28 protein-coding genes are annotated in these 24,387 nt (G+C 61.9%); 6 read left to right on the forward strand and 22 right to left on the reverse strand.

The window, feature by feature from the left end; translation table 11 throughout:
• Nucleotides 1-46 precede the first annotated feature (46 nt).
• The 5 genes from GNZ12_RS27255 to GNZ12_RS27275 all read right to left on the reverse strand — a co-directional run bounded on the left by GNZ12_RS27255 (nt 47) and on the right by GNZ12_RS27275 (nt 4,180).
• Complete coding sequence (locus GNZ12_RS27255) at nt 47-676, reverse strand: SCO family protein (RefSeq protein ID WP_172315295.1); 630 nt, start codon at nt 674-676, stop codon at nt 47-49.
• A gap of 5 nt (nt 677-681) precedes the next feature.
• The gene (gene cyoE, locus GNZ12_RS27260) at nt 682-1,587 is read right to left on the reverse strand and encodes a heme o synthase (RefSeq protein ID WP_172315296.1); all 906 of its coding nucleotides are present in this window, start codon (nt 1,585-1,587) and stop codon (nt 682-684) included.
• A gap of 6 nt (nt 1,588-1,593) precedes the next feature.
• A complete protein-coding gene (locus tag GNZ12_RS27265) occupies nt 1,594-2,703 on the reverse strand; it encodes a COX15/CtaA family protein (protein ID WP_172315297.1) in 1,110 nt (369 codons plus the stop codon).
• Between the two features lie 25 nt (nt 2,704-2,728).
• On the reverse strand, nt 2,729-3,391 hold the full coding sequence (locus GNZ12_RS27270) for an SCO family protein (RefSeq protein WP_172315298.1): 663 nt from the start codon (nt 3,389-3,391) through the stop codon (nt 2,729-2,731).
• A gap of 72 nt (nt 3,392-3,463) precedes the next feature.
• A complete protein-coding gene (locus GNZ12_RS27275) occupies nt 3,464-4,180 on the reverse strand; it encodes an SURF1 family protein (RefSeq protein WP_172315299.1) in 717 nt (238 codons plus the stop codon).
• A 111-nt stretch (nt 4,181-4,291) separates the two neighbouring features.
• Here GNZ12_RS27275 and GNZ12_RS27280 point away from each other — a divergent pair, with 111 nt between their 5' ends.
• The gene (locus tag GNZ12_RS27280; protein ID WP_007179452.1) at nt 4,292-4,501 is read left to right on the forward strand and encodes a twin transmembrane helix small protein; all 210 of its coding nucleotides are present in this window, start codon (nt 4,292-4,294) and stop codon (nt 4,499-4,501) included.
• 185 nt (nt 4,502-4,686) lie between these two features.
• Here the strand turns inward: GNZ12_RS27280 and GNZ12_RS27285 are convergent, their stop codons facing one another.
• From GNZ12_RS27285 to GNZ12_RS27315, 8 genes are all read right to left on the reverse strand, one after another.
• Nucleotides 4,687-5,544: a cytochrome c oxidase subunit 3 gene (locus GNZ12_RS27285; RefSeq protein ID WP_172315300.1), complete on the reverse strand. Its 858-nt coding sequence runs from the start codon at nt 5,542-5,544 to the stop codon at nt 4,687-4,689.
• 131 nt (nt 5,545-5,675) lie between these two features.
• Nucleotides 5,676-5,885, reverse strand: a complete 210-nt coding sequence (locus GNZ12_RS27290) for a DUF2970 domain-containing protein (RefSeq protein WP_074285550.1) — start codon at nt 5,883-5,885, stop codon at nt 5,676-5,678.
• Nucleotides 5,886-5,918: 33 nt separating this feature from the next.
• Nucleotides 5,919-6,533: a cytochrome c oxidase assembly protein gene (locus GNZ12_RS27295; protein ID WP_172315301.1), complete on the reverse strand. Its 615-nt coding sequence runs from the start codon at nt 6,531-6,533 to the stop codon at nt 5,919-5,921.
• A gap of 42 nt (nt 6,534-6,575) precedes the next feature.
• Complete coding sequence (locus GNZ12_RS43960; RefSeq protein WP_216356503.1) at nt 6,576-6,710, reverse strand: cytochrome oxidase small assembly protein; 135 nt, start codon at nt 6,708-6,710, stop codon at nt 6,576-6,578.
• A 122-nt stretch (nt 6,711-6,832) separates the two neighbouring features.
• Entirely contained in the window at nt 6,833-8,446 is a 1,614-nt protein-coding gene (gene ctaD / locus GNZ12_RS27300; protein ID WP_074285552.1) for a cytochrome c oxidase subunit I, read from the reverse strand.
• 44 nt (nt 8,447-8,490) lie between these two features.
• On the reverse strand, nt 8,491-10,125 hold the full coding sequence (coxB, locus tag GNZ12_RS27305; RefSeq protein ID WP_172315302.1) for a cytochrome c oxidase subunit II: 1,635 nt from the start codon (nt 10,123-10,125) through the stop codon (nt 8,491-8,493).
• A 66-nt stretch (nt 10,126-10,191) separates the two neighbouring features.
• Entirely contained in the window at nt 10,192-10,665 is a 474-nt protein-coding gene (locus tag GNZ12_RS27310; RefSeq protein WP_172315303.1) for a DUF2244 domain-containing protein, read from the reverse strand.
• 312 nt (nt 10,666-10,977) lie between these two features.
• Nucleotides 10,978-11,943, reverse strand: coding sequence for a methyltransferase domain-containing protein (locus tag GNZ12_RS27315; RefSeq protein WP_172315304.1), 966 nt, complete (start codon nt 11,941-11,943; stop codon nt 10,978-10,980).
• A gap of 177 nt (nt 11,944-12,120) precedes the next feature.
• Between GNZ12_RS27315 and GNZ12_RS27320 the strand changes: the two genes are divergently transcribed.
• Nucleotides 12,121-12,822, forward strand: a complete 702-nt coding sequence (locus tag GNZ12_RS27320) for a ComF family protein (RefSeq protein WP_172315319.1) — start codon at nt 12,121-12,123, stop codon at nt 12,820-12,822.
• A gap of 18 nt (nt 12,823-12,840) precedes the next feature.
• Nucleotides 12,841-13,311, forward strand: coding sequence for a tRNA (uridine(34)/cytosine(34)/5-carboxymethylaminomethyluridine(34)-2'-O)-methyltransferase TrmL (gene trmL, locus GNZ12_RS27325; RefSeq protein WP_154564601.1), 471 nt, complete (start codon nt 12,841-12,843; stop codon nt 13,309-13,311).
• Here trmL and GNZ12_RS27330 read toward each other — a convergent pair.
• The 5 genes from GNZ12_RS27330 to GNZ12_RS27350 all read right to left on the reverse strand — a co-directional run bounded on the left by GNZ12_RS27330 (nt 13,284) and on the right by GNZ12_RS27350 (nt 16,283).
• Nucleotides 13,284-13,832 (reverse strand): O-acetyl-ADP-ribose deacetylase, encoded by a 549-nt coding sequence (locus tag GNZ12_RS27330; RefSeq protein WP_172315305.1) that lies wholly within the window; start codon nt 13,830-13,832, stop codon nt 13,284-13,286. The two genes, trmL and GNZ12_RS27330, sit on opposite strands and share 28 nt — an antisense overlap.
• Nucleotides 13,833-13,930: 98 nt before the next feature.
• Nucleotides 13,931-14,929 carry an NAD(P)H-dependent glycerol-3-phosphate dehydrogenase gene (locus tag GNZ12_RS27335; RefSeq protein ID WP_172315306.1) on the reverse strand — a complete coding sequence of 333 codons (999 nt, stop codon included), beginning with the start codon at nt 14,927-14,929 and terminating at the stop codon, nt 13,931-13,933.
• Nucleotides 14,930-14,950: 21 nt separating this feature from the next.
• Nucleotides 14,951-15,421 (reverse strand): protein-export chaperone SecB, encoded by a 471-nt coding sequence (secB, locus tag GNZ12_RS27340; protein ID WP_007179465.1) that lies wholly within the window; start codon nt 15,419-15,421, stop codon nt 14,951-14,953.
• Between the two features lie 179 nt (nt 15,422-15,600).
• Nucleotides 15,601-15,861 (reverse strand): glutaredoxin 3, encoded by a 261-nt coding sequence (gene grxC / locus GNZ12_RS27345; RefSeq protein WP_172315307.1) that lies wholly within the window; start codon nt 15,859-15,861, stop codon nt 15,601-15,603.
• Nucleotides 15,858-16,283 (reverse strand): rhodanese-like domain-containing protein, encoded by a 426-nt coding sequence (locus GNZ12_RS27350; protein WP_172315308.1) that lies wholly within the window; start codon nt 16,281-16,283, stop codon nt 15,858-15,860. The genes grxC and GNZ12_RS27350 overlap by 4 nt, the downstream gene beginning before the upstream one ends.
• Nucleotides 16,284-16,420: 137 nt before the next feature.
• Here GNZ12_RS27350 and gpmA point away from each other — a divergent pair, with 137 nt between their 5' ends.
• The 3 genes from gpmA (at nt 16,421) to GNZ12_RS27365 (ending at nt 20,000) form a co-directional block, all read left to right on the forward strand.
• The gene (gpmA, locus tag GNZ12_RS27355; RefSeq protein WP_172315309.1) at nt 16,421-17,167 is read left to right on the forward strand and encodes a 2,3-diphosphoglycerate-dependent phosphoglycerate mutase; all 747 of its coding nucleotides are present in this window, start codon (nt 16,421-16,423) and stop codon (nt 17,165-17,167) included.
• Nucleotides 17,168-17,472: 305 nt separating this feature from the next.
• On the forward strand, nt 17,473-19,053 hold the full coding sequence (locus GNZ12_RS27360) for a S41 family peptidase (RefSeq protein ID WP_172315310.1): 1,581 nt from the start codon (nt 17,473-17,475) through the stop codon (nt 19,051-19,053).
• A 188-nt stretch (nt 19,054-19,241) separates the two neighbouring features.
• On the forward strand, nt 19,242-20,000 hold the full coding sequence (locus tag GNZ12_RS27365; RefSeq protein WP_172315311.1) for a HesA/MoeB/ThiF family protein: 759 nt from the start codon (nt 19,242-19,244) through the stop codon (nt 19,998-20,000).
• A 75-nt stretch (nt 20,001-20,075) separates the two neighbouring features.
• Here GNZ12_RS27365 and ptsP read toward each other — a convergent pair whose 3' ends face one another.
• The 4 genes from ptsP to gshB form a co-directional block, all read right to left on the reverse strand.
• Entirely contained in the window at nt 20,076-21,824 is a 1,749-nt protein-coding gene (gene ptsP, locus GNZ12_RS27370) for a phosphoenolpyruvate--protein phosphotransferase (protein WP_172315312.1), read from the reverse strand.
• A 308-nt stretch (nt 21,825-22,132) separates the two neighbouring features.
• Entirely contained in the window at nt 22,133-22,402 is a 270-nt protein-coding gene (locus GNZ12_RS27375) for an HPr family phosphocarrier protein (protein ID WP_054035732.1), read from the reverse strand.
• A 106-nt stretch (nt 22,403-22,508) separates the two neighbouring features.
• On the reverse strand, nt 22,509-23,036 hold the full coding sequence (locus GNZ12_RS27380; protein ID WP_172315313.1) for a PTS sugar transporter subunit IIA: 528 nt from the start codon (nt 23,034-23,036) through the stop codon (nt 22,509-22,511).
• 332 nt (nt 23,037-23,368) lie between these two features.
• Nucleotides 23,369-24,325: a glutathione synthase gene (gene gshB, locus GNZ12_RS27385; RefSeq protein ID WP_172315314.1), complete on the reverse strand. Its 957-nt coding sequence runs from the start codon at nt 24,323-24,325 to the stop codon at nt 23,369-23,371.
• Nucleotides 24,326-24,387: the final 62 nt, after the last annotated feature.

The following is a 24,387-nucleotide window of genomic DNA, read 5'->3' on the forward strand; positions in this document are numbered from 1 at the left end:
GAATACGGGCGCGCGGCAGATTCACGCGCCCGTCTGCATCAATACGTCAATCGAGCAGCAGCTTGATATCGTGCACCCACGGCGTGGCGCCCTGGCCGTCGCGCGCGAACAGACGCAGCTTGCCGTCCGTATCGAACACATAGCTCGCCGCCGTGTGGTCCATCGTGTAGCTATCGGGCGTCTTGCCCGGCACTTTCGCGTAGTACACGCGGAAGTCTTTCGTGATCTTGGTGAGTTGCGCTTGGTCCGCCGGACGCAAGCCGACAAAGGTCGGGTTGAACGCCGGCACGTATTGCGCGAGCAAAGCGGGCGTGTCGCGTTCAGGATCGACGGTGACGAACAGCACCTGCACACGCTTCGCGTCTTCCGCGCCGAGTTGCTGGAGCGCTTGCGAGAGCTCGGCCATCGTGGTCGGGCAGACATCCGGGCAATGCGTGTAGCCGAAGAACAGCACCACCACCTTGCCCTTGTAATCCGCCAACGTACGAATTTTGCCGGACGTGTCTGGCAGCGAAAAGTCGCTCCCGAATTGGGTATTGCCGGTGATGTCAAGATTCTGGAACGCCGGCGGCTGCTTGCCGCAGCCCGCCACCAGCACCGCGCCGCCGAGTGCGCAAGCGATCACGGTGACACGCGCGGCGGTACACGCCGTGCGCACAAAGCGTTGTATAAGCATGGGTGTTACGCGCCGATCACGACGCGCGCATAGTGGTCGATCAACAGCGCGGCGAATAGCAGCGACAGATAAACGATCGAGTAACGGAAGGTCTTACGCGCCAGGTCGTCGGAATAGTCCCGATAGATCTTCCACGCATACGCGAGGAACACGGCACCGAGCAACACCGCCGCCGCGAGGTACACCACGCCACTCATGCCGGAGATGAACGGCATCATCGTGACCGCGAACAGGATCACGGTGTACAGCAGAATATGCAGACGCGTGTACTTTTCGCCGTGCGTGTTCGGCAACATCGGCAGACCGGCGTTTTCGTAGTCTTTGCGGCGATACAGCGCGAGCGCCCAGAAATGCGGCGGCGTCCACACGAAAATGATCAGCACGAGAATCCATGCGTCGCCCGGCACGTGACCAGTGACGGCGGCCCAACCAAGCGCCGGCGGCATCGCGCCCGAGGCGCCGCCGATCACGATGTTCTGCGGCGTGGCGGGCTTCAACAGCAGCGTATAGATGACCGCATAACCGACGAAGGTGCCAAGCGTGAGCCACATGGTCAGCGGATTGGCGAACGTGTAGAGCGTCCACATGCCTAGACCGCCGAGCACGGCCGAAAACAGCAGGATTTGCGGGGTCGTAATTTCGCCGCGCGCGGACGGCCGCCACGAAGTGCGACGCATCTTCGCGTCGATCTTCTGTTCCATCAGGCAATTGATGGCGAACGCCGCACCGGCCAACAGCCAGATGCCGACGGTGCCACCGATCAGGACGGTCCACGGCACCATGCCGGGCGTCGACAGAAACATACCGATGACGGCGCAAAACACAGCGAGCTGCGTGACGCGCGGCTTCGTCAGGGCGATGTACTGGGAGACCCGGCTACCGGGCGTTTGGGAGAGAGTTGTGCTGTCCATGTGGGGTCACGCTGGCGCGGCATCGCGCGCAGGCAACACAGCGCGGCCGGGACGGCTATAAGCGATCCGAAAGTTTAACATAACGAGCAGAAGCAGCAGGATTGCGGCGCCCCCGTTATGCGCGACCGCGATGGGCAACGGCCATTGCAGGACTATGTTCGACAGGCCGGTGATGAACTGGATCAGCACCACCAGCAACACGCCGTTTGCCGGCCGCCGCAGCGACTCGAAACGGCGCATTTTCAGCGCGAACCACGCCAGATAGGCGACCACGACGATCGCGAACGTGCGGTGAGTCCAGTGGATGGCGACCAGCGCATCTTGCGTAATCATGTCGCCGTCGCCGGTCATGCCGAGCGCGCGCCACAGGTGAAAGCCGTGCGCGAAGTCCATCGGCGGGATCCATTGGCCATTGCAGGTCGGGAAGTCCGTGCAGGCGAGCACCGCGTAGTTGGTGCTGACCCAGCCGCCCAAAGCGATCTGCACGACCAGCAGCACGAGACCGGCGATCGCCGCCGCGCGCCAACGCGCCGCTTCGGGCTCATACGCCGGCAGCGGCGTTTGGCGCGCGGCCAGCCAGCCGAGCGTGCCGAGCAACGCGAGACCGAGCAGCAAATGGGTCGTTACGATGATCGGCTGCAGCTTCATGGTCACGGTCCACGCGCCGAACGCGCCCTGCACGAGAATCAGCAGCAGCAGCGAAGTCGGCCACCACGGCGACACATGCAGCGGACGGCGCTTGATACGTGCCGTCCACGCAATCAAGGTCTGGGCAATGATCAACACACCGATCGCCATCGCGAAGTAACGGTGAATCATCTCGATCCAGGCCTTCGGCATGCTGACGGGCCCGGTGGGCATCAATTGATGCGCGGCGGTAATCGCGGCGTGCGCAATGAATGGCGACGACGTGCCATAACAACCGGGCCAGTCGGGGCAGCCAAGACCGGAGTCGGTGAGCCGCGTGAAGCCGCCGAACATCACCAGATCCAGTGTCAGGAAGGTGGTGAGCCAGACCAGCTTGCGGAATTTGCCATCGTCGGCCTTGACCCAAACGTAGGACAGCGGCAACGCCGCGATACACAAGCCGATCAGGGCCAGTTGCAGTACATACATCTTTCTTCTTACCCTTGTTGCGGCATCAGCCGATGCTCGACCATTTGAGCAACTTGGTCACGTCGCCCTTGATCTTGCTGGGGTTCGGATCTTTCGGGAAACGCATCATCAGATTGCCGTTCGGATCGACCATGTAAATGTGATCGGTGAGTTGGGTGCCGGCGTCGGTCGGCAGCCATGCGGACACCTGCGCCGGATTGGCGATCAGCATGTTGGTGTCGGGGTAGGCCTTTTGTATCACGTCGGACACCTTGCCTGCATCGGTGCGCAGCCAAACTTCCACGACGCGCTCGCGTTCCGGGCCCTGAGCTGCGCGGATTTGTCGCATGAAGTACAGCTTGGTGACGCAGGCTTTGTCGCATGCGCTGTTGTCGACGGAGATCATCAGCCAGCGGCCGTGCAGCGACGCGAGCTTGAGCGGCTTGCCGTCTTCACCAGTGACGACGAGCGAGTCAGGAATCGGCCGTTGTGGTTCGACCAGCGTGCCATAGCTCGTGCTGCCGCCGGCCGGCTTGACCACGTAATAAACGAAATACGACACGGCGATCGGCGCAGCACAGATGACCGCCAGCAACAGCAGCATCCAGCGGCCACGCCTCCACGATCCCTCGCCATTGGGTTGACCAGGCATCACTTTCGGAGCTGCGGGTTTGCCGGCTTTCGGCGAACGGGGAGATTGCGTCGACACTACAGGACCTCTTTCAATGATTGCGCGGCTTCGAGGCCCTTGTTCGGGGTACGGGAAACCGCGGGTGATGCGTTATGCGCCCGGCGCGTGCTCTTTCTTCGCGGCGCGGCGCGCGGCGTACAGGCCGAAGACGAGGGCCGCGGCCGCCATGCCCCACCACTGGAACATGTAGCCATAGTTGCGCTCGACGCCGCTCGTCGGTGCCGGCCAGTCGCGCACCAGTTTGTCGCCGTCGTCGCTCAATTGCTGGATCACGAACGATTGCAACGGCAGCCCGGTTTCCACCGCGTAGGACGCCGTATCCAGATTCTGGCGGATCTTCTGATGCGCGTCCGATCCGCCCTGCCCCAACTCGAAAGCACGCGAGGCATCGGCACGCGCAATGCCTTCGATTTCGATCTCGCCTAGCGGCGTCGCGTACGGCGCGATGGTCTCGCGATTGCTCATGTTGCGCGGCAACCAGCCGCGATTGACCAGCACATAACCGCCGTCGGCCAGTTTAAAAGGCATCACGACGTAAAAGCCCGGCTGGTCGTTATACGGGCGATTATCCAGATAGACGACTTTATCCGCGACAAAACTGCCGCGCGCCTTCACGCGATGGAATTCGATGTCCTTCAGGTCGACCGGCGTAGCGCTGACAGGCTGCGCGGGCGCGTCTTCGAACTGCGTGATGTGCGCTTCAAGCGCTTCCTTCTGATGCGCGCGATCGCGCTGCCAGAAACCAAGCCGCGCCGTCACCACGATGACAAACAGAATCAACAGTGCGGGAACCAGGCGGAACTTCATCGGACGCACTCCACCACCGCTTGCGGCCGCGCCTGGAACGTACGGCAGACGCCAGCGCGCGGTGCGATAATAAACGTCTTGCCTCTGCGCTTTCTGGTTTCAGTTGGTTCCATGCACATTCTCGTTCCCATCGCCTTCGTCCTGATCATCGCCAGCATGGTGTCGGCGCTGTATTTCATGATGCATGACAAGGGCAAAACCAAGCGGATGGTCTGGTCGCTCGCCACGCGGGTGGGCCTGTCGATCTCGCTGTTCCTGTTCATCCTGTTCGCTCACTGGATGGGTTGGATTCAGTCGACCGGTATTCCTTACGGGCGTTGAGCTCGGCGGAAAAGACTTCACTTCACCAAACTCACCAAACAAAACGCCGCCCTGACAGGGTCGAGGGCGGCGCTGCATAACTCGCGTACTGCTCGTGCGCCGCGCCCTTGACAGGCGATGCGCGAACGGCCTGCGCACATTCCGGAAACCGGCCGGTTTCCAGTACGTAGGCAGGCCAGACTGCGTTACAGCCAGTACACGACGACGTACAGCCCAAGCCACACCACGTCCACAAAGTGCCAGTACCAGGCGGCGCCTTCGAATGCAAAGTGATGCTCTGCCGTGAAGTGGCCGCGGATCAACCGCACCAGCACCACCGTCAGCATCGTACCGCCGAGGAACACGTGGAAACCGTGGAAGCCCGTCAACAGGAAGAACGTCGAACCGTACACGCCCGAAGACAGTGTCAGGTTGAGTTCGTTGTACGCGTGGTAATACTCGAAGCCTTGCAGGAACAGGAAGCAGACGCCGAGCACAATGGTAGCGGCCAGCCAGACGATCGCCTTCTTGCGATGATCTTCACGCAGTGCATGGTGCGAAACCGTCAACGTAGCGCCCGATGACAGCAGCAGTGCCGTGTTGATAGTCGGCACCGGCCACGGCTGCATCGACTTGAAAGTCGAGACCAGCGCGGCCGGTCCGTTGTTCGGCCACACCGCCGAGAAATCCGGCCAGATCAACTTGTAGTCGAGGCTGCCGAGTTGGTGCAGCGCGATTTCACGGGCATAGAACAGCGCGCCGAAGAAAGCGCCGAAGAACATGACTTCGGAGAAGATGAACCAGCTCATGCTCCAGCGGTACGACTTGTCGACATTCTTGCCATACATGCCGCCTTCCGACTCGGAGATCGCGTCGCCGAACCAGTGCCACAACGTATAAAGCAACCACAGCAGACCCACGGCGACGCCGAGCGGCGCCCAGTCATGCTCGTTGATCCATGCCGCAAGCGATCCGAGCATGACCAGCAACCCGGCAGCGGCGCTGATCGGATGCCGCGACGGATGCGGCACAAAATAGTACGGGCTCTCGTTTTGACCGCTCATTCTTGATTCTCCACTTCAGTCCAGTTGTTCCGGAATCTCCGGCTGTATCTTCGGCGGCGCGTCGATACCGCACCGCTTCACTCTAATTCGTGGGCTCTGCTTCGCCCTGTCCTACACGTCCATCTGCCGGCTCAACCCACTACGGCGTGCACGATCAGAATCAGCACCCCGATCAGGATGGCTACGCTGATCAGCGCGGCTGCAAGCACATGCAGCGGGTTCAACTGGGTTGCGTCCGCTTCCAGATCACGACGCTTGCGCACCCCGAAAAACGACCAGAACACGGCTTTCATCGACTGGCCAAAACTGCTCTTGCGTGGGCCGCCGTTGCTATCGCTCATTACGTCTTCTTCCTTCGCCGGCGACTTACGCCGTCAGGCGGGATTGGCGGTGGTTGCCGCCGTATTGGCCGTGGGCGCCGTGCCTCCGGCCGTCGCTGCTGCCGGCGTATTCAACTCAAAGAACGTGTACGACAAGGTGATCGTTTTCACATCCTTCGGCAACTTCGGGTCGACCACAAACACCACCGGCAACCGCTTGGTCTGATTCGCAGTCAACGTCTGTTGCGTAAAGCAAAAACACTCGATCTTTTTGAAGTACTCGGTCGCCTGCTTCGGCGCGTAGCTTGGAATGGCTTGCGCCTGAATCGTGCGCGCCTGTTCGTTGCTGACCTCGTACATCACGGTGGTCACCTCGCCGGGATGCACGTCGAGACTGCGTTGCTCCGGTTTGAAACCCAGCGGGCCGCGCGCGTTCGCATCGAATTCGATCGAAATCGTGCGGCTCATGTCGACCTGCGTATTCTTCGCCTCGCGCACCGTGGCATCACGCTGCACGAGGTTGTTAATGCCGGTGACCTCGCAGATTGCGCGGTACATCGGCACCAGTGCGAAGCCGAAGCCAAACATCATCAACGCGACGACGAACAGCTTGATCAGCATCGAACGGTTAAAAGAGCGATCGGCCTGAGCCGGCGGTTGCGTCGACATCTCAATCCTCAACAAACCTGTGCGCAGGCTTGAACCACTGCTTCAGGGGAACCACTTCTGATGAATGATGACGCTCGCAAAAAACGCCGCGGCGATGACAAACATCACGAGACCTATCCGCCGGTTGCCCGCGCGAATCTGCTCTGGTGTACGTCTTTCTTGAGGATTGCGCGTCATGCTCGACTTTCTGAATACTTTCGTGACTACGGGGTGTCGCCACTCCACTGCTCGCGTGGCTGCCTGGTTCTGGCGGCGATTGACACGCCACCGCCGGAACCGGCAACCTCACTGAACGCCGATTACTCGACGGTCGGCGGGTGTTCGAACGTGTGGAACGGAGCCGGGCTCGGCACGGTCCATTCGAGGCCCGTTGCGCCGTCCCACGGCTTGTCGCCCGCTTTTTCGTGCTCGCCACCGCCGCGGTAAGCCGGCAGTGCAACCGCGAACAGGAAGTAGACCTGTGCCAGACCGAAGCCGAATGCGCCGATCGAGATCACCTGGTTCCAGTCGGTGAACTGAGCCGGGTAGTCAGCGTAACGACGCGGCATACCTGCGAGACCTACAAAGTGCATCGGCAGGAACGCGAGGTTGAAGAAGAACATCGACGCCCAGAAGTGGATCTTGCCGCGCGTTTCGTTGTACATCCAGCCGGTCCACTTCGGCGACCAGTAGTACCACCCGGAGAACAACGCGAAGAGAGAACCCGCCACTAGAACGTAGTGGAAGTGCGCCACCACGAAGTAAGTACCGTGGTATTGGATATCCAGCGGCGCCATGGCGAGCATCAGACCCGACAGACCGCCGAACGTGAACACCAGCAGGAAGCCGACCGCGAACAGCATAGGCGTTTCGAAGGACAGCGAACCGCGCCACATCGTCGCGACCCAGTTGAACACCTTCACACCCGTCGGCACGGCGATCAGCATCGTCGCGTACATGAAGAACAGCTGGCCCGTCACCGGCATGCCGGTCGCGAACATGTGGTGCGCCCAGACCATGAACGACAGAATCGCGATCGACGAGGTTGCGTACACCATCGAGCTATAGCCGAACAGCGGCTTGCGCGAGAACGCCGGGATCACCTGCGACACGATCCCGAACGCCGGCAAGATCATGATGTACACCTCGGGGTGCCCGAAGAACCAGAAGATATGCTGGTACATCACCGGGTCGCCGCCACCTGCCGCGTTGAAGAACGACGTACCGAAGTGGCGATCGAACAGCACCATGGTGATCGCGCCCGCCAGAACCGGCATCACGGCGATCAGCAGGTACGCGGTGATCAGCCACGTCCAGACGAACATCGGCATCTTCATCAGCGTGAGGCCAGGTGCGCGCATGTTCAGGATCGTCACAACGATGTTGATCCCGCCCATGATCGACGAAGCACCCATCAAGTGGATCGCGAAAATCGCGAAGTCCATGCCCGGGCCCATCTGCGTCGACAACGGCGCGTACAGCGTCCAGCCCGCGGCGGTCGCGCCGCCCGGTGCGAAGAACGAACCGACCAGCAACACCGCAGCCACCGGCAGCAGCCAGAAGCTGAAGTTGTTCATCCGCGCAAAAGCCATGTCCGATGCGCCGATCTGCAGCGGCACCATCCAGTTCGCGAAGCCGACGAAGGCCGGCATGATCGCGCCGAACACCATGATCAGGCCATGCATGGTGGTCAACTGGTTGAAGAACTCGGGGCGCATGATCTGCAGACCCGGCTCGAACAGTTCGGCACGGATCATCAGCGCCATCACGCCCCCGGAGAGGAACATGGTGAACGAGAAGATCAGGTACAGCGTACCGATGTCCTTGTGATTGGTTGCGAACAGCCAACGACGCCAGCCATGCGGCGTTTCGTGGGCATGGTCGCCGTGCACGTGCTCGTGGCCCGCGGTTACATCGTGTCCGATGCTAGACATGACAATCTCCTAATACGAATGCTGCGGTGCTGACCATGAACACGTCAGGCAGCCGGGCTGATCTGGACACGCCGGGCTTCTTTCGCGTCGCCGCCGCCCGTGATCGTTTCCGGCTTTTTCAAAATAATATGGTCTTCGGCAATGCCGGCTGCTTTCAGCGCGTCGCGCACGGCTTCGGCACGCGTCTTCGCGAGCTTCGCGTTGACTTCGGCTGAGCCGGTGGCGTCGGTGTAGCCCGACAGCGTGAACTTTGCGTCCGGGTGCGCTTTCGCGTAGGCCGCGGCCGCGTCGACCGCCGCTTTCGCGTCGGCCGGCAGCGTGCTCTTGCCGGTCTCGAAGTAGACGTTTGCCGGCAACGCCGCTGCTTGCGATGCTGCCGCGCTGTCCGAACCGGCCGCAGCCGCGTCGGCACCCGAGGCAGCCGCTGCGCCCGAAGCTTCAGCACCCGCGCCTCTCGCTGCCGCGCCTGCGTCGGCCAGATGATTGCCGCCTTCCGGCAGCTTGCCGTTGCGCGCATCCAGCACTTGCTTCGGCTGGAGAATGTCGCCGGTGTGGTTGCCCCACGAATTACGTTCGAACGTGATGACCGAAGCGATTTCGACGTCGTTCAACGTCGGCGCCCAAGAAGGCATCGCGTTCTTGCCCTTCAGCACGATGCTCACGTGCTCGGCGATCGGGCCGTTGGCGATCTTGCTGCCGTCCAGCGCCGGGAATACGCCTGCACCCTTGCCGGTCGGCTGGTGGCAGACCGCGCAGTTCGATGCGTACACCTTGCCGCCGCGCTCCATCAACTCGGCCATCGTGTAGGTCTTGTTCGGGTCGTCCTGGCCAGCGGCCATTTTCTGCTTCTGCGTATCGACCCACTTCGCGTAGTCGTCTGCCGACAGCACTTCGACCACTACCGGCATGAACGCGTGTTCCTTGCCGCACAGTTCGGTACAGAAGCCGCGGAACGTGCCGGTCTTGTCAGCCTTGAACCACGTGTCGCGCACGAAACCCGGGATCGCATCCTGCTTCACGCCGAAAGCCGGCACGTACCAGGAGTGGACCACGTCGTTCGCGGTGGTGATGATGCGGATTTTCTTGTCGACCGGGACGACGAGCGGATTGTCGACTTCCTGCAGATACGTGGTGGAAATCGGTTCGCGGCCATCGGTTTCCGCACGCGGCGTGGCCAGCGTGGACAGGAAGCTGATGCCCTCGCCCGGACCCTTCACGTAGTCGTAACCCCATTTCCACTGGTAGCCCGTGACCTTGATGGTGAGGTCGGCGTTGGTGGTGTCCTTCATCGCCACGACGGTCTTGGTGGCGGGGAGCGCCATCAGCACGACGATGATGAACGGCACGATCGTCCAGATGATTTCGACGGTGGTGCTTTCGTGGAAATGGGAAGCCTTATGGCCTTTCGATTTGCGGTGCGCAAACATCGAATAGAACATCACACCGAACACGCCGACGAAGATCACCGTGCAAAGAACCAGCATGAACATGTGGAGGCTGAAGAGCTCCTCAGCGATTTTTGTCGCAGGCGGCTGGAGATTGATCTCGTTGACGGCAGGGCCGCCCGGAACATCGCCCACTGCCAGGGCCGCACCGGCGAAAAGCAGTCCGCTCATCGCCAGCACGCCCATGAGGGCTCGCTTGATTGTTTTCATAGCTTCCTTACCCAAAATTTCCATTCAAACCCTCGACCCCGCTGGCAGGCTGTCTCGCGCTCCCCGTGAACGCCGCGCGTCTCAACACGCCTAACACCGTGTGAGCCACATACGCAGTTCGCCTGCGAACTGCGCGCGCCGATACTGCGCGAGATGTTGCCCGATCATGATCGTCTGGCCGCGCGAGACCAGTTTGATCTGGTCACGCGGCGTTGCACCCGGTTCGATCCGCACCCAGCGCGGATTGAATTCGAACTGCGTGAGCCGCTCGGCGCTGACCTGCTCGATCACAAGCCGGTTCGGAAACAACCGGACGCGCTCGTAATCGACAGCATGACGCGCATATATGGCAAACGCGATGCCCACCGCCAGCAATTCGATACCGGTGAACGGCAACACCAGCCAGGCGCCGACCAGAACCAGCATGAAAGCAATTGCCAACGAGAACAACGCAAGCGATACGTAGAAACCTACAAACTGCCGCGGCGATAAAGAACAGTTGCGCTTCATCGTCCAGTCTTTGAGAACGGGTTCCGAATCCGCCAGCAGATCTGATGCTTCCATCGCTGCCTCCTGCCGACTGTCACCAATCGCCGCCTGCGGCCATTGCTCGCGACCGCTTAGCGGCCACTCAATCACCGCCACGCCACTTCATGTTGCAGCCCTGTGCCTCGGGCCTGCCGCCCCAAATGTGGGAACTCCGGGCGACAAACTGACGCATTATAGGCGCGATCCATAGCATCCACAAGCAAGCCTCAATCGGCTCACAAGCCAGGTGCGACAAGCCTCCGCGCTGTTTTGACACCGCTTTCGCGCGTCTTTTGAAGCGGTAATTTCAGACATAACAGATGTCCTCTTTACCGCTTCATTGATTCCTCACCGATTCCTCGACGAACCTCGCCCGATATCCTCGATCCGCACGATCCCATGACCTTCAGCCGTGGTGCGCGGCACAGCTTTCCAGGCGTGGCCATAGATCACTTCGAAGGTCAGCGCGATTGTGCCGTCGGCGCGCCGGCGGGCTTCGAGCGCCGCCAGCAAAGCCTTGTGCAGCCTGCGCGCGACGGCATTCGAGGTGGCCTCGCGCTCAAACGGATAGGCACCCCAGCGGCGCACGTCCGCGAGCAGCGACTCGGGTGACTTGTACGTAATAGTGAGCGTTTCCTGGTCCATCACCGGAATCTCGAAACCGCTCTCGACCAGCATATCGCCGAGGTCATGCATGTCGACAAAGTCGATCACATGCTTACGCGAAGCAACGCCGTGGGCCGCCTCGACCTCGGCGTAGGCGCCGCGCAATTCCTTTAGCGAATCGGGACCGAGCGTGCTGAACATCAGCAGGCCGCTCACTTTCAGCACCCGTTGCCACTCAGGAAACACGAGATCCGGCCGCGAGTGCCAGTGCAAAGCGAGATTGGACCAGATGAATTCGAAGGCGCCGGCCGCGAACGGGAGTGCCGAGAAGTCGGCCTGCGCGAAGCGCGGACCGCGGGCGCCGAGCGCCTTGCCGAGTGTTGCCGGCAGAAAGCGCCGCCAGCTCGTGTCGCCGGAATCGTGACGCAGCGCGCGCGCGAGCATGCCATGCGACAGGTCGGTGCCGAACACCGGCGCCTCGGGAAAGCGTTCACGCAATGCGGGGATGTCTTCGCCCGCGCCGCAACCGGCGTCGAGCACGCTCGCCGGCGTGACCTTGATGTAGTCGAGGCGCTCGCGCATGCGCTGCGCGATTTCGCGCGGCAGGAACGCGACGTCGTCGAAGGTCGCTGCACGGCGGTCGAAAATCTGCCTGAGGCGCCGGGAATCATAGGCCGGACGGCCAGATTGAGACGAAGTTGGGGGCATGGGTGTCGTTCTGGCGTAGAGCACGAAGTATACTCGCTCGCTTCCTCCCCTTCAGCGTGAAAGGCCTTCGCGGGCGGTCCAATCGTGCCATTCCGAAAAAATTCTTCGTCTTCCGGCGGCCCGGCCGCGAGTTTTGCGCGTTTCGCGCGCGGCGTCTATTCGGCGTGGCCATATGTGATGCACGCGGCGCTGCCGAACCTGTGCGCGCTATGCGGCAATTTGTCGCACAAAACGTTGTATGGCGGTTGTGAAGAGACGTATTGGAACGAAGGCAGGTTGCGATGCACGGTGTGCGCGGTCCCTTTGTCCGGAACGCGCCCAACGGGTCACGCGCAATATCGCTGCGCGGATTGCATTGGCGAGCCGCCGCCGTTCGAGGCGACTTTTGCGCTCGCCGACTACCGCCAGCCGCTCGACGCCCTGGCGCTCGGCCTGAAATTCCGCGCCAGGCTGATGCTGGCGCGCGAGTTTGCGCGACACCTTGCTCGTCTCGCGGGGGACTCATGGAAAGACGCATCCGAAAAACCCGATGTGCTCGCGCCCGTGCCGCTGGCCAACCAACGTCTTATCGAGCGCGGCTACAACCAGGCCTGGCAGATTGCCAGGCCATTGGCCCGCGCGCTGAATGTGCGCAGCGACGCCACCTTGCTGCGTCGTGTGATCCACACCGCGCCACAATCACGGCTCGACCTGGACGCGCGCCGGTTAAACGTGGGCCGCGCATTCAAAGTCGCCAAACCGGTGCACGGTCTGCACATCGGCATTGTCGACGACGTCATGACGACCGGTGCGACGCTCGAAGCGCTGGCACGTACGCTCAAAGCCGCCGGCGCGCGGCGCGTCACCAACTTCGTCGCCCTGCGCACGCCGAAAAACTAGTCTCTACCTGGTCTCATCATGTTCAATGTCGTTCTCGTCGAACCAGAAATCCCGCCGAACACCGGCAACGTCATCCGCCTGTGCGCCAACACCGGCGCGCGACTGCATCTGATCGAGCCGCTCGGCTTTCCACTCGACGACGCCAAGTTGCGCCGCGCCGGACTCGACTATCACGAGTACGCGCAGATGAACGTGCACGCCGATTGGGCAGCGTTCGTCGCGAAGGAAGCGCCCGATCCAGCGCGGATGTTCGCCTTCACCACCCGTGGCTCAGGCCGGTTTCACGAGCATGCGTTTCAATCCGGCGACTGGTTCGTGTTCGGCGCCGAAACGCGCGGCCTGCCTGACACGGTGCTCGATCAATTCGCCAATGAACAACGCGTGCGTCTGCCGATGCGGCCGGGCAACCGCAGCCTGAATCTGTCGAATACGGTCGCCGTGGTGGTGTTCGAAGCGTGGCGTCAGACCGGCTTCGACGGCGGCGCCTGACGGCGTTTCAATTCGGCTTCGTAAAGCGCGAGCATGGCATTGTCGAAACACGCGAACACCACACGCGCGATCTTCGGCGTACGCGGCAAGGTTTCGAGTACGGTGCCGACGGCAATCCGCACGGCCTCGTCGGCGGGAAAATGGTAGATGCCGCAACTAATCGCGGGAAACGCAATGCTCGTGCAATGCGCCTGATGCGCCACCTCGAGCGAGCGCTGATAGCAGGAGGCGAGAAGATCGGCTTCGCCATGCGCACCGCCCCGCCATACCGGGCCAACCGCGTGAATCACATGTTTGGCCGGCAAGCGGTAGCCACCGGTGATCTTCGCGTCGCCGGTCGCGCAGCCGCCGAGCGCCTCGCACTCATGCACCAATTCCCTGCCGGCCGCGCGGTGAATCGCGCCATCCACGCCGCCCCCGCCTAACAACGAAGTATTCGCGGCGTTGACGATCGCGTCCACCGCGAGCGTCGTGATGTCGACCGCGTGCGCTTCTAACGTGCAATTGTCGAAACTGAGCATGGGAAACCTCGCTGGTCCGAAGCGTCGATAAGACGTGGGACAGCGATGGCAGGCAGCCGTTCAGCGCGTTTCCGCGCCAAACGGCTGAAAGACGAGACTTATTCTGCTTTCGAATCGCGCCGCAGCAGGGCGCTGACGGCGTCGCGGGGCGCCACACCGTCGAACAGCACGGCGCAGACTGCCTGCGTGATCGGCATCTCGATCGCATGAGCGCGAGCGATCGCCAGTACGGCTTGCGCACAACGCACGCCTTCGGCCACGTGACCGAGGCCGCCGAGAATATCGTCGAGCGTACGGCCCGCGGCGAGTTGCAGGCCGACCGTGCGATTGCGCGACAGATCGCCCGTGGCGGTCAGGATCAGATCGCCGAGGCCGGTCAAACCGGTGAACGTCTCCGCCCGGCCGCCGAGCGTTACGCCGAGGCGCGACATTTCCGCCAGACCACGCGTGATCAGCGCCGCGCGCGCATTGAGACCGAGGCCGAGGCCATCGGCAATACCGGTGGCAATCGCCAGCACGTTCTTCACCGCGCCGCCCACTTCCACGCCGACGATATCGTCGCCGGTATAGATGCGCATGGCGCCATGATGAAACGCGGCAACCGTGCGCTCGCGACACGCCAAAGACGTACTCGCGATCGTCAACGCGACCGGCAGGCCCTGCCCGACTTCGCGCGCGAAGCTCGGGCCCGACAGCACACCGTTACTGCCATGCCCCGGCAGCTCAGCCGCGACCACCTGATGCGGCAGCAACTGCGAGTCGGCTTCGAAACCTTTGCACAACCACACCACATGCGCCGGCACTTTGCCTGCGTCGTGCATCGCCCGGAACAGACCCCGCAGACCGGCGACGGGCGTCGCCACGACGCATAACGCGTCGTCGGCGAGCGCATGGTCGAGCGCTGCGTTCAGATCGGCTTCATAGCGAAGGGACGGCGGCAACGCCACGCCCGCCAGATAGCGGGCGTTTTCGTGCGAAGCGGAGAGTTCGGCAATGAGCGCGGGTTCACGCGCCCACAGCACCGTGTCGTGCCGCGCGGCCAGGTGGCCGGCGAGGGCTGTGCCCCATGCACCGGCGCCGAGGACAGAGACCTTCATAGCCGGCACCGAACGGACGCGTTAATGCGTGACGCCGTTTTGCGCCGCGCCGTCCTGGCCGCCCATTTGCGCGAGACGTTGCTCGTACAGCGCCTGGAAGTTGATCTCGGCGAGGTGGATCGGCGGGAAGCCTGCACGGGTGATCGCGTCAGCGATGTTCGAGCGCAGGTACGGGAACAGGATCGTCGGGCAGGCAATGCCGACCAGCGGATCGATCTGCTCAGCCGGAATATTGCGGATGTCGAAAATACCGGCTTGCTTGGCTTCGATCAGGAACGCAACCTTGTCCGACACCTTGGCCGTGACGGTGCCCGTCACGAGGATTTCGAACACGGTGTCGGCGAGGCGCTCGGCCTTCACGTCGACTTCGACTTCGACCGACGGCATTTCCTGCTCAAGGAAGATGCCCGGCGAATTCGGCTGCTCGAGCGACATGTCCTTCAGGTAGATGCGCTGGATATTGAAGAACGGCTGGTTATTCTCGTCGGACATGATTGAGTGATTCCCTGATAGGTATACATGGCGGCGGCCCATGATTTCACGGACCGCCAGATCGTTGCGGCGCACTGCCCGCCCTGAAAAAGCGGGAGCGCACCGGCTTGTATTTCATCCGCCCCATTCACGCGCCGGCTGGCGCATGAATTCAGGCAGCTTTGTTCAGGCAGCTTTGTTCAGGCAGCTTCGAGCAGAGGCGTCAAACCGCCCGCGCGATCGAGCGCGGACAGGTCATCGTACCCGCCGACATGCGTCTCGCCGATGAACACCTGCGGCACCGTACGGCGACCGGTCCGGGTCATCATTTCTTCACGCCGGGCCGGGTCCTTGTCGATCAGTACCTTTTCAACGTGGTCGACGCCGCGCGACTTTAAAAGACGTTCGGCCATCTGGCAATACGGGCACACCTGCGTGCTGTACATGATCACTTTGTTCACTTGGCTGCTCCTTGTTTCACAACCGGCATGCCGGCCCTCTGCCAGGCGTCGACACCGCCTTCGAGAACATGGACTTCGGCGTATCCGGCATCTTGCACGATACGCGCTGCCTTGTTCGACTGCTGGCCGGTCTGGCACACCAGCAGCACCGGGTTGCTCTTGTTCTTCACGAGTTGCGCGACTTTCGCCTGCAAATCGGCAAATTCAAGCTGCCGCGCCGCGGGCAGATGGCCCTTGGCAAAATCAGCGGACGGACGCAGATCGATGACCGTTGCATTGCGCCGGTTGATCAGTTGGGTCGCCTCAGCGGCCGACAGGCCCCCGCGGCCACGCCGGCTGATCGTCGGCCACAGCAGCAACCCACCGGAGATGAGGACGATTGCGATCAGTACAAGGTTTGTGTAATCAGTGAAAAACTTCACGGAAAATCCGCCGAAAAAGAGAGAAATCGAAAAGGGCAATCCACCCATTATAAAATAACCGTCTGACGCGATGGCGACGCTCCTTTAGAGGACCCTCGCAACGCTTTACCGCTTCCTTACTACCGACCGGCAATCTCATGTACAAACTCGTTCTTATCCGCCACGGCGAATCGACGTGGAACAAGGAAAACCGCTTCACAGGCTGGGTCGACGTCGACCTGACCGAGAAGGGCAATCGTGAAGCGCAACAAGCGGGCGTGCTGCTGAAGGAATCGGGCTACACCTTCGATATCGCCTACACGTCGGTGCTCAAGCGTGCGATCCGCACCTTGTGGCACGTGCAGGACCAGATGGATCTGATGTATCTGCCGGTCGTGCATTCGTGGCGTCTGAACGAACGCCACTACGGCGCGCTGTCGGGCCTGAACAAGGCGGAAACCGCCGCGAAATTCGGCGACGAACAGGTGCTGGTCTGGCGCCGCAGCTACGACACGCCGCCGCCGGCGCTCGATCCGTCGGACGACCGTGCACCCTACACCGATCCGCGCTACGCCAAGGTGCCGCGCGAACAATTGCCGCTCACCGAGTGCCTGAAAGACACCGTCGAGCGCGTTCTGCCGTTGTGGAACGAGTCGATTGCGCCGGCCATCAAATCGGGTCGCAAGGTCGTGATTGCGGCGCACGGCAACTCGATCCGCGCCATGGTGAAGTACCTCGACAATATTTCGGACGACGACATCGTCGGCCTGAATATCCCGAACGGCGTGCCGCTGGTCTATGAACTCGACGAAAACCTGAAGCCGATCAAAAGCTATTATCTGGGCGACCAGGACGCGATTGCGAAGGCGCAAGCCGCTGTTGCCCAGCAAGGCAAGGCGGGCTAAACCCGTCCGTTAGCCGCAGCCCTATGATGAAAAATGCACCAGGGTTGCGGCAAACGGGCCGCGCCAGCCGGCAAGACGGTCGGGCCGGCGTGGCCCGCCTCTCCCGAGCGCGCCCTGGCGGCAGGCCTTCGACTGTTACCGCACATTACTTCACCACCGCAGCGCCGATCCCCCGAACCAGGTCCGGCCCATGCTGTCGAATTACGATTGCCTGTGCTGCGCCCTGACTGGGCGGGTGTGCAGTTATACTTGTCCGTCCCCACCTCTATCGACGCTGCCACGCGCTTCCGACCGCAACAGACTCTATGCGAAAGAACCTGAAAAATATCGGCCTGATTGCCGCGGGCCTTGCTACTGGCGTATTCGCCACCCTGCAACTCTCCGCCTCGGCCCAGCAACCCGCCAGCGCCGCCTCGAGCGCCGTTGCGCCGTTGCCGCTGGACCAACTCAGGCTCTTTGCCGAAGTCTTCGGGCAAATCAAGCATGAGTACGTCGAACCGGTCGACGATAAGAAGCTCCTCACCGCCGCGATCAAGGGCATGGTGTCGAGCCTCGACCCGCACTCGTCGTATCTCGACAAGACCGATTACGAAGAACTGCAGGAGCAGACCAAGGGTCGCTTCGCGGGTCTCGGCATCGAAATTTCGTCCGAAGACGGCCTGATCAAGGTGATCTCGCCGATTGAAGACACGCCAGCATTCCGCGCCGGCATCCGTCCGGGCGACCTGATCACCCGCATCAACGACAAACCCGTGCGCGGCATGACGCTCGACCAGGCCGTCAAGCAGATGCGCGGCGATCCGGGCACCAAGGTCACGCTGACCATCTTCCGCAAGACGGACGACCGTACGTTCCCGCTCACGGTGACGCGCGCGATCATCAAGGTCCAGTCGGTCAAGATGAAGATCCTGGCACCGGGCTACGCGTATATCCGCGTCACCAGCTTCCAGGAGCGCACCACGCCTGATCTGGCTGCCAAGCTGCAAGACATCGCCCGTCAACAGCCGAACCTGAAGGGTCTCGTGCTCGACCTGCGCAATAACGGCGGCGGCCTGCTGCAAAGCGCGGTCGGCGTGGCCGGCGCGTTCCTGCCGTCGGATTCGGTGGTGGTGTCCACCAATGGCCAGATTCCGGATTCGAAGCAGGTCTATCGCGACACGTACGATAACTACCGGCTGCAATCGTTCGACAGCGATCCGCTGAAAGACGAAGCGCCGATCTTCAAGACTGTGCCGATGATCGTGCTGACCAACGCCTACTCGGCGTCGGCTTCGGAAATCGTCGCGGGCGCGCTGCAGGATCAGCATCGTGCGCTGATCGTCGGCAAGACCACCTTCGGCAAGGGCTCGGTGCAAACCGTCCGGCCGATGACGGCCGACACGGCACTGCGCCTGACCACGGCGTACTACTACACGCCGAGCGGCCGTTCGATCCAGAACAAGGGCATCCGTCCTGACATCGCGGTCGATCAGTACGCGGAAGGCGATCCGGACGACGCATTGGTGACCCGCGAAGTCGACTACTCGAACCACCTTGCGAACACGCAGGATCCGAACGAGAAGAAAGAAGCGGATCAGCGCGAACAGGAGCGCATGGACCAACTGCGCCAGCTTGAAGAGCAGAACGACAAGAAGACGCCGGAACAGCGTCAGAAGGATCGTGAGCGCAAGCCGGTCGAGTTCGGTTCGACCGACGACTTCATGCTGCAACAGGCGCTGAACAAGCTGGAAGGCAAGCCGGTGCTGGAATCGAAGTCGCTGACCGAGCGGCGTCTGGCGCAGAACAAGCCGGCAGCATCGGCGTCCGCGCCGGTCGCGGTGAAGCCGACGCAACCGGTGCCGGGTGCAGCGATTCCGGCCCCGGCGTCCGCCACGCAAAGCAACTAAGCAGCAAACCCAACGTGCCTTCGCAGTCGAACATGCTGCGAAGGCACGGAGTGGTACACGCGGCAGTCCCCATTGCAATACCCGGCACCAGCACGAGCACTCGCTCCCCGCGCGATTAAAATAACCAAACCGCGCACGGCAGGCCACCGGTCCTGCATTTCATTGCGCGACACTCCACGCGCCCCGCCATGAATGACGATCAACTCCTCCGCTATTCCCGCCACATCCTCGTCGACGAAATCGGCATCGAGGCGCAGCAGCGCTTTATCGACGCGCACGCGATCATCGTTGGCGCGGGTGGCTTGGGGTCGCCTGCAGCAATGTATCTGGCGGCGGCAGGTGTCGGCCGCTTGACGCTGGTCGATGCCGATACGGTCGACCTGACCAATCTGCAGCGGCAGATTCTGCATGTGACCGCGTCGGTCGGGCGCAAGAAGGTGGAGTCCGGACGCGAGGCAATCGCCCAGATCAATCCTGAGGTCGTGGTCAACGCGGTCGCCGAACGCGTCGACGATGCGTGGCTCGATCGCGAAGTGCCGCACGCCACCGTCGTGCTCGATTGCACCGATAACTTCGCCACGCGCCACGCGATCAATCGGGCGTGCGTGAAACATGGCGTGCCACTGGTGTCGGGCGCGGCACTGCGCTTCGACGGCCAGATCAGCACCTTCGATTTCCGCGACGCCGCGTCGCCCTGCTACGCGTGCGTGTTCCCGGAGGATCAGCCGTTCGAGGAGGTCGCGTGCTCGACCATGGGTGTGTTCGCGCCCACGGTTGGCATCATCGGTTCGATGCAAGCGGCTGAAGCGCTAAAGGTAATCGGCGAAATCGGCACGCCGCTGGTGGGCCGCCTCACGATGCTCGATTCGCTGCGAATGGAATGGAACACGATGCGCATTGCGCGCCAGTCGGATTGCCCAGTATGCGGGCAACCGCATCAGGCCTGAGCCCAGGCAAGACATTGAACGAAAAACGCCGCACACGTGCGGCGTTTTCCATTTCAACCCAACCGGTTTTCAGTTTCAGGCCAGCACGACGCGCTTGAGCGCGGCCTGGACTTCTTCCGGCTCGAACGAAGCCAGCACGTCGGCCACCGGCTTCTCGAGCGTCTTCAGATGCGAGCGCAGGACTTCCTGCTTGACCACCAGCAACTGGCTCGGATGCATCGAAAACTCGGTGAGGCCCATGCCGAGCAACAGACGCGTCAACGCCGGATCGCCCGCCATCTCGCCGCACACCGACACCGGCACACCCGCCCGCTTCGCCTCGCGCAGCGTGAAGGCGATCAGGTGCAGCACCGCCGGATGCAACGGGTCGTACAGATGCGCGACCGAGTTATCCGCGCGATCGATCGCCAACGTGTACTGGATCAGATCGTTCGTGCCGATCGACAGGAAATCGAGCCGCTTGAGAAACAGCGGCAACGCAATCGCGGCGGCCGGAATCTCGATCATCGCGCCGACCTGCACGTTCGGATCGTAGGTGATGCCGGCATCGTCCAACTGACGCTTGGCTTCGCGAATCAGATCGAGCGTCTGATCGATCTCCTGCGCGTGCGCGAGCATCGGAATCAGAATCTTCACCTTGCCGAACGCCGACGCGCGGAGAATCGCGCGCAGTTGCGTCAGGAACATTTGCGGCTCAGAGAGGCTCCAGCGAATCGCTCTCAGCCCCAAGGCGGGGTTCGGTGCGGTTTCGTAGCCGTCGCCGCCAGCCATCGAATCGAGCGGCTTGTCGGCGCCAACGTCGATCGTACGGATCGTCACCGGCAAACCGTTCATCAACTCAACCGCACGACGATAGGCAGCAAATTGCTCTTCCTCTTCCGGCAAATGATGCTTGTGATTCATGAACAGGAACTCGGTGCGGAACAGGCCCACACCGGTCGCGCCCGAATCGACCGCGGCGCGCGCATCTTCCGGCAGTTCGATGTTTGCGCAGAGTTCGATGCGTGTGCCGCAGAGTGTTTGCGTTGGCGAAAACTTCAGCCGCTGCAGCTTGCGCTGCTCCAACGCCTTTTCGCTTTGGCGGTATGAATACTCCTCCAGCACGATCGGTGCGGGATCGACAATCACAATGCCATGGTCACCGTCGACAATGATCAGGTCGTCCTGGCGGATCAGTTGGCTCGCATGCTGCACGCCAACCGCGGCCGGAATGCCGAGGCTGCGCGCGACGATCGCCGTATGTGAAGTACGTCCGCCGAGATCGGTGACGAAACCCTGAAACGTTTGCGTTTTGAATTGCATCATGTCGGCCGGCGCGATGTCGTGCGCGACCACGATCATCTCGTCGCAGGTACCGTGCACACCGTCCACCAGCGCCACCGATGCGCCGGCGAGCGCCTTCAGTACGCGCTCGACCACCTGTTGGATGTCGGCTTTGCGCTCGCGCAGGTATTCGTCTTCGATATCGTCGAAATGGCGCGACAGGCGCTCGAGTTGTTCGGTCAGCGCCCACTCGACGTTGTAGCGGCGGGTGCGGATCAGGTCGATGGTTTCCTGCACGAGCATGGCATCGTTCAGGATCATTGAATGAACGTTGATGAACGCGCCCATTTCGCTCGGCGCGTCTGCCGCGAGATCGGCGCGCAACGTGTCGAGCTCGTAATGCACATGTTGCTGAGCCGTGCGAAAGCGCTCGATCTCGCCCTCGATCTGGGCGGGTTCGATCAGATAGTGGTCTACGTCAAGTGCAGCCGGGGCGATCAGATAAGCCCGCCCGATGGCGATACCGCGTGACACGGGAATTCCATGCAGCGTGAAGGACACGCGCACCTCCTCTAGTTGTGTGATGCCGCGGCAAACCGCTGCAATGCTCTCAGACTCTCTTTGTCATTATAAATTCCGCGCCCTTTGCAAGTACGTTAGGGCTGTGTGCAGTGCAGCACGAAAAACCGTAACCGGCCACGACAACGTGCCTTCATCCGCCTTGCGTTCCGGCAACGCCCTCCACGCGCCGCCAGCACGACCGGCTCGTACGCCCTCACCCCGCTCATGCATGTGTCGATTGTCACGCGCTAAAAAAAATGCCGCGGACAACCGCGGCATTTTGCGTCAGGCAAGGGGAATGCGCGAATTCACTGACCCTCGCCGAATTTATCGGCAATCAGTTTCAACAATGCGTCCATGGCTTCTTTTTCGTCGGTGCCTTCCGTTTCGATCAGCACCGTGCTGCCTATACCCGCGGCCAGCATCATCACACCCATGATGCTCTTTGCATTGATACGGCGGCCATTGCGGCTCATCCAGATTTCCGCCTGGTAGTTGCCCGCGAGTTGCGTCAACTTGGCCGACGCGCGCGCGTGCAGCCCCAGTTTGTTCACAATAGTCGTTTCCTGTTGCAGCATGTGATGGTCCGAAGCGCGGGTAAGTGTTGTGGTGAAAGGTGAAACTGCAAACCAGTTGCAAACGGGTGACACCCCGATCGCAATCGTTTAAAGCCGTGCGATCCGCTTACACCCCGGTCGAGCCGCCTTTCTGAGTCAGGTCGGCGCCGGGTGGCAAGGCGGACAAACAGTCGCTGGAAGCGGCCTCAGGCGGCAAGGCCGGCAAACAGTCGCTGCACCCCGCGGCTGGCGCCATCGGCGCCGGCGTGGCAGGCCCGATTGCGTGCACGCCCTTGGTAGCCCCGGCGAGCGCTTTGTCGACCCGCGTGTCGAGCGGTGTCGCGCGATAACAGACCGCGCGCACCAGCATCGGCAGATTGACGCCACACAGCACGCGGACGTTCGGCACCGAAGCGAGCCGCCCGGCGATATTCGCCGGTGTGGCGCCGAACATGTCGGTGAGCACGAGTGCGCCGTTTTCTTCCTTGAGCCGCTCGATTTCCGAATACGCGAACGCGACCTGCTGTGCGGGATCGCAATCCGGCGATACGTCGATCACACCGATACGAGCCGGCAAGCCACCATAGATGTGCGAAATACAATCGCGCAACGCGGTGGCGAACGGAGCGTGCGCAATGATCAGAATGCCTGCCATATCAGCCTTACTGCAAAAGAACGGCCCCGAACCGTGGACCGGGACGAAGCCCGGTTCGTAAGCGCCCTCGACCGGCCGTAGGTCGTGAGGGCCGGAACGCATCATCTAACGAGCGGCCCGCGGCGCCTGATGTCGCGACGGCGCGTGCGGAAAAACAGCTCGCTTACAGTCCGCAATCCATGCCTCGAGCGTCCGGCAGACGCCATCGATTCGGCTTGGCGCGGGAGAGCGGGCATTGTATCAGGCCCATTTTCGCGCCAAAGCCGGTGTTTCGCTTGATGCGGATTTACTACACAGTTTGGGGGGCATGGCAGCCATTCAAGGGTTGCGCTTCAAGCCGCCGCGCGCTCCAGTGCGTCGATGAACATCGCTGCGACGTCGAAACCGGTCTGATCCATGATCTCGCGAAAACACGTCGGGCTCGTCACGTTGACCTCGGTGAGCCAGTCGCCGATCGCGTCCAACCCGACCAGCAACAGACCGCGCGCGGCGAGCACCGGCGCGAGCGTGTCGGCGATCTTGCGGTCGTGTTCGGTGAGCGGTCGCGCCACGCCCAGTCCACCCGCCGCGAGGTTGCCGCGCACTTCATTGCCCTGAGGAATCCGCGCGAGCGAAAACGGCACCGCTTCGCCGCCGATCAGGAGAATGCGCTTATCGCCGTCCTTGATCTCGGGGATGAACTTTTGCGCCATCACCGAGCGCGCGCCGTCGTGGCTCAGCATCTCGATGATCGAGCCGAGATTCATGCCGTCGGCCTTCACGCGGAACACGCCCATGCCGCCCATGCCGTCGAGCGGCTTTAGGATCACGTCGCCGTGTTCTTCATGGAAGGCGCGCAAACGGGTTGCGTCGCGCGTCACCAAAGTCGGCGCGACGAACTGCGCGAACTCGCCGATCGCCAGCTTTTCCGAGTGATCGCGAATCGCCTGCGGCTTGTTGAAAATGCGCGCGCCGCTGCGTTCGGCCATTTCCAGAAGCCACGTCGACGTCACGTATTCCATATCGAACGGCGGGTCTTTGCGCATCACCACCGCGCTGAAACGCTTCAGCGATTTTGGCGCGGCCGCTTCAGCGGCGTACCAGGTGTCGCGATGCAGATCCGTCACGTCGCCGACGATCGCAAAGCGCTGCACGTTCGCCTCGACGTCGCCGCCCGTCCACGCCAGATGCTTCGGCTCGCACGTGTAGAGCGTGTGACCGCGGCGCGCGGCTTCGGCCATCATTGCGTAGGTCGAATCTTTGTAGATCTTGAACTGCGTGAGCGGATCGGCAATGAAAAGAATGTCCATGGGGATTCCGGTGCGCCCTTAGGGCTTGGCATTGATCGTCAATATAGTCGCTGAGAATGACG

Origin of the sequence: Paraburkholderia solitsugae, from assembly GCF_013177695.1 — a bacterium.
Lineage (GTDB): Bacteria > Pseudomonadota > Gammaproteobacteria > Burkholderiales > Burkholderiaceae > Paraburkholderia > Paraburkholderia solitsugae.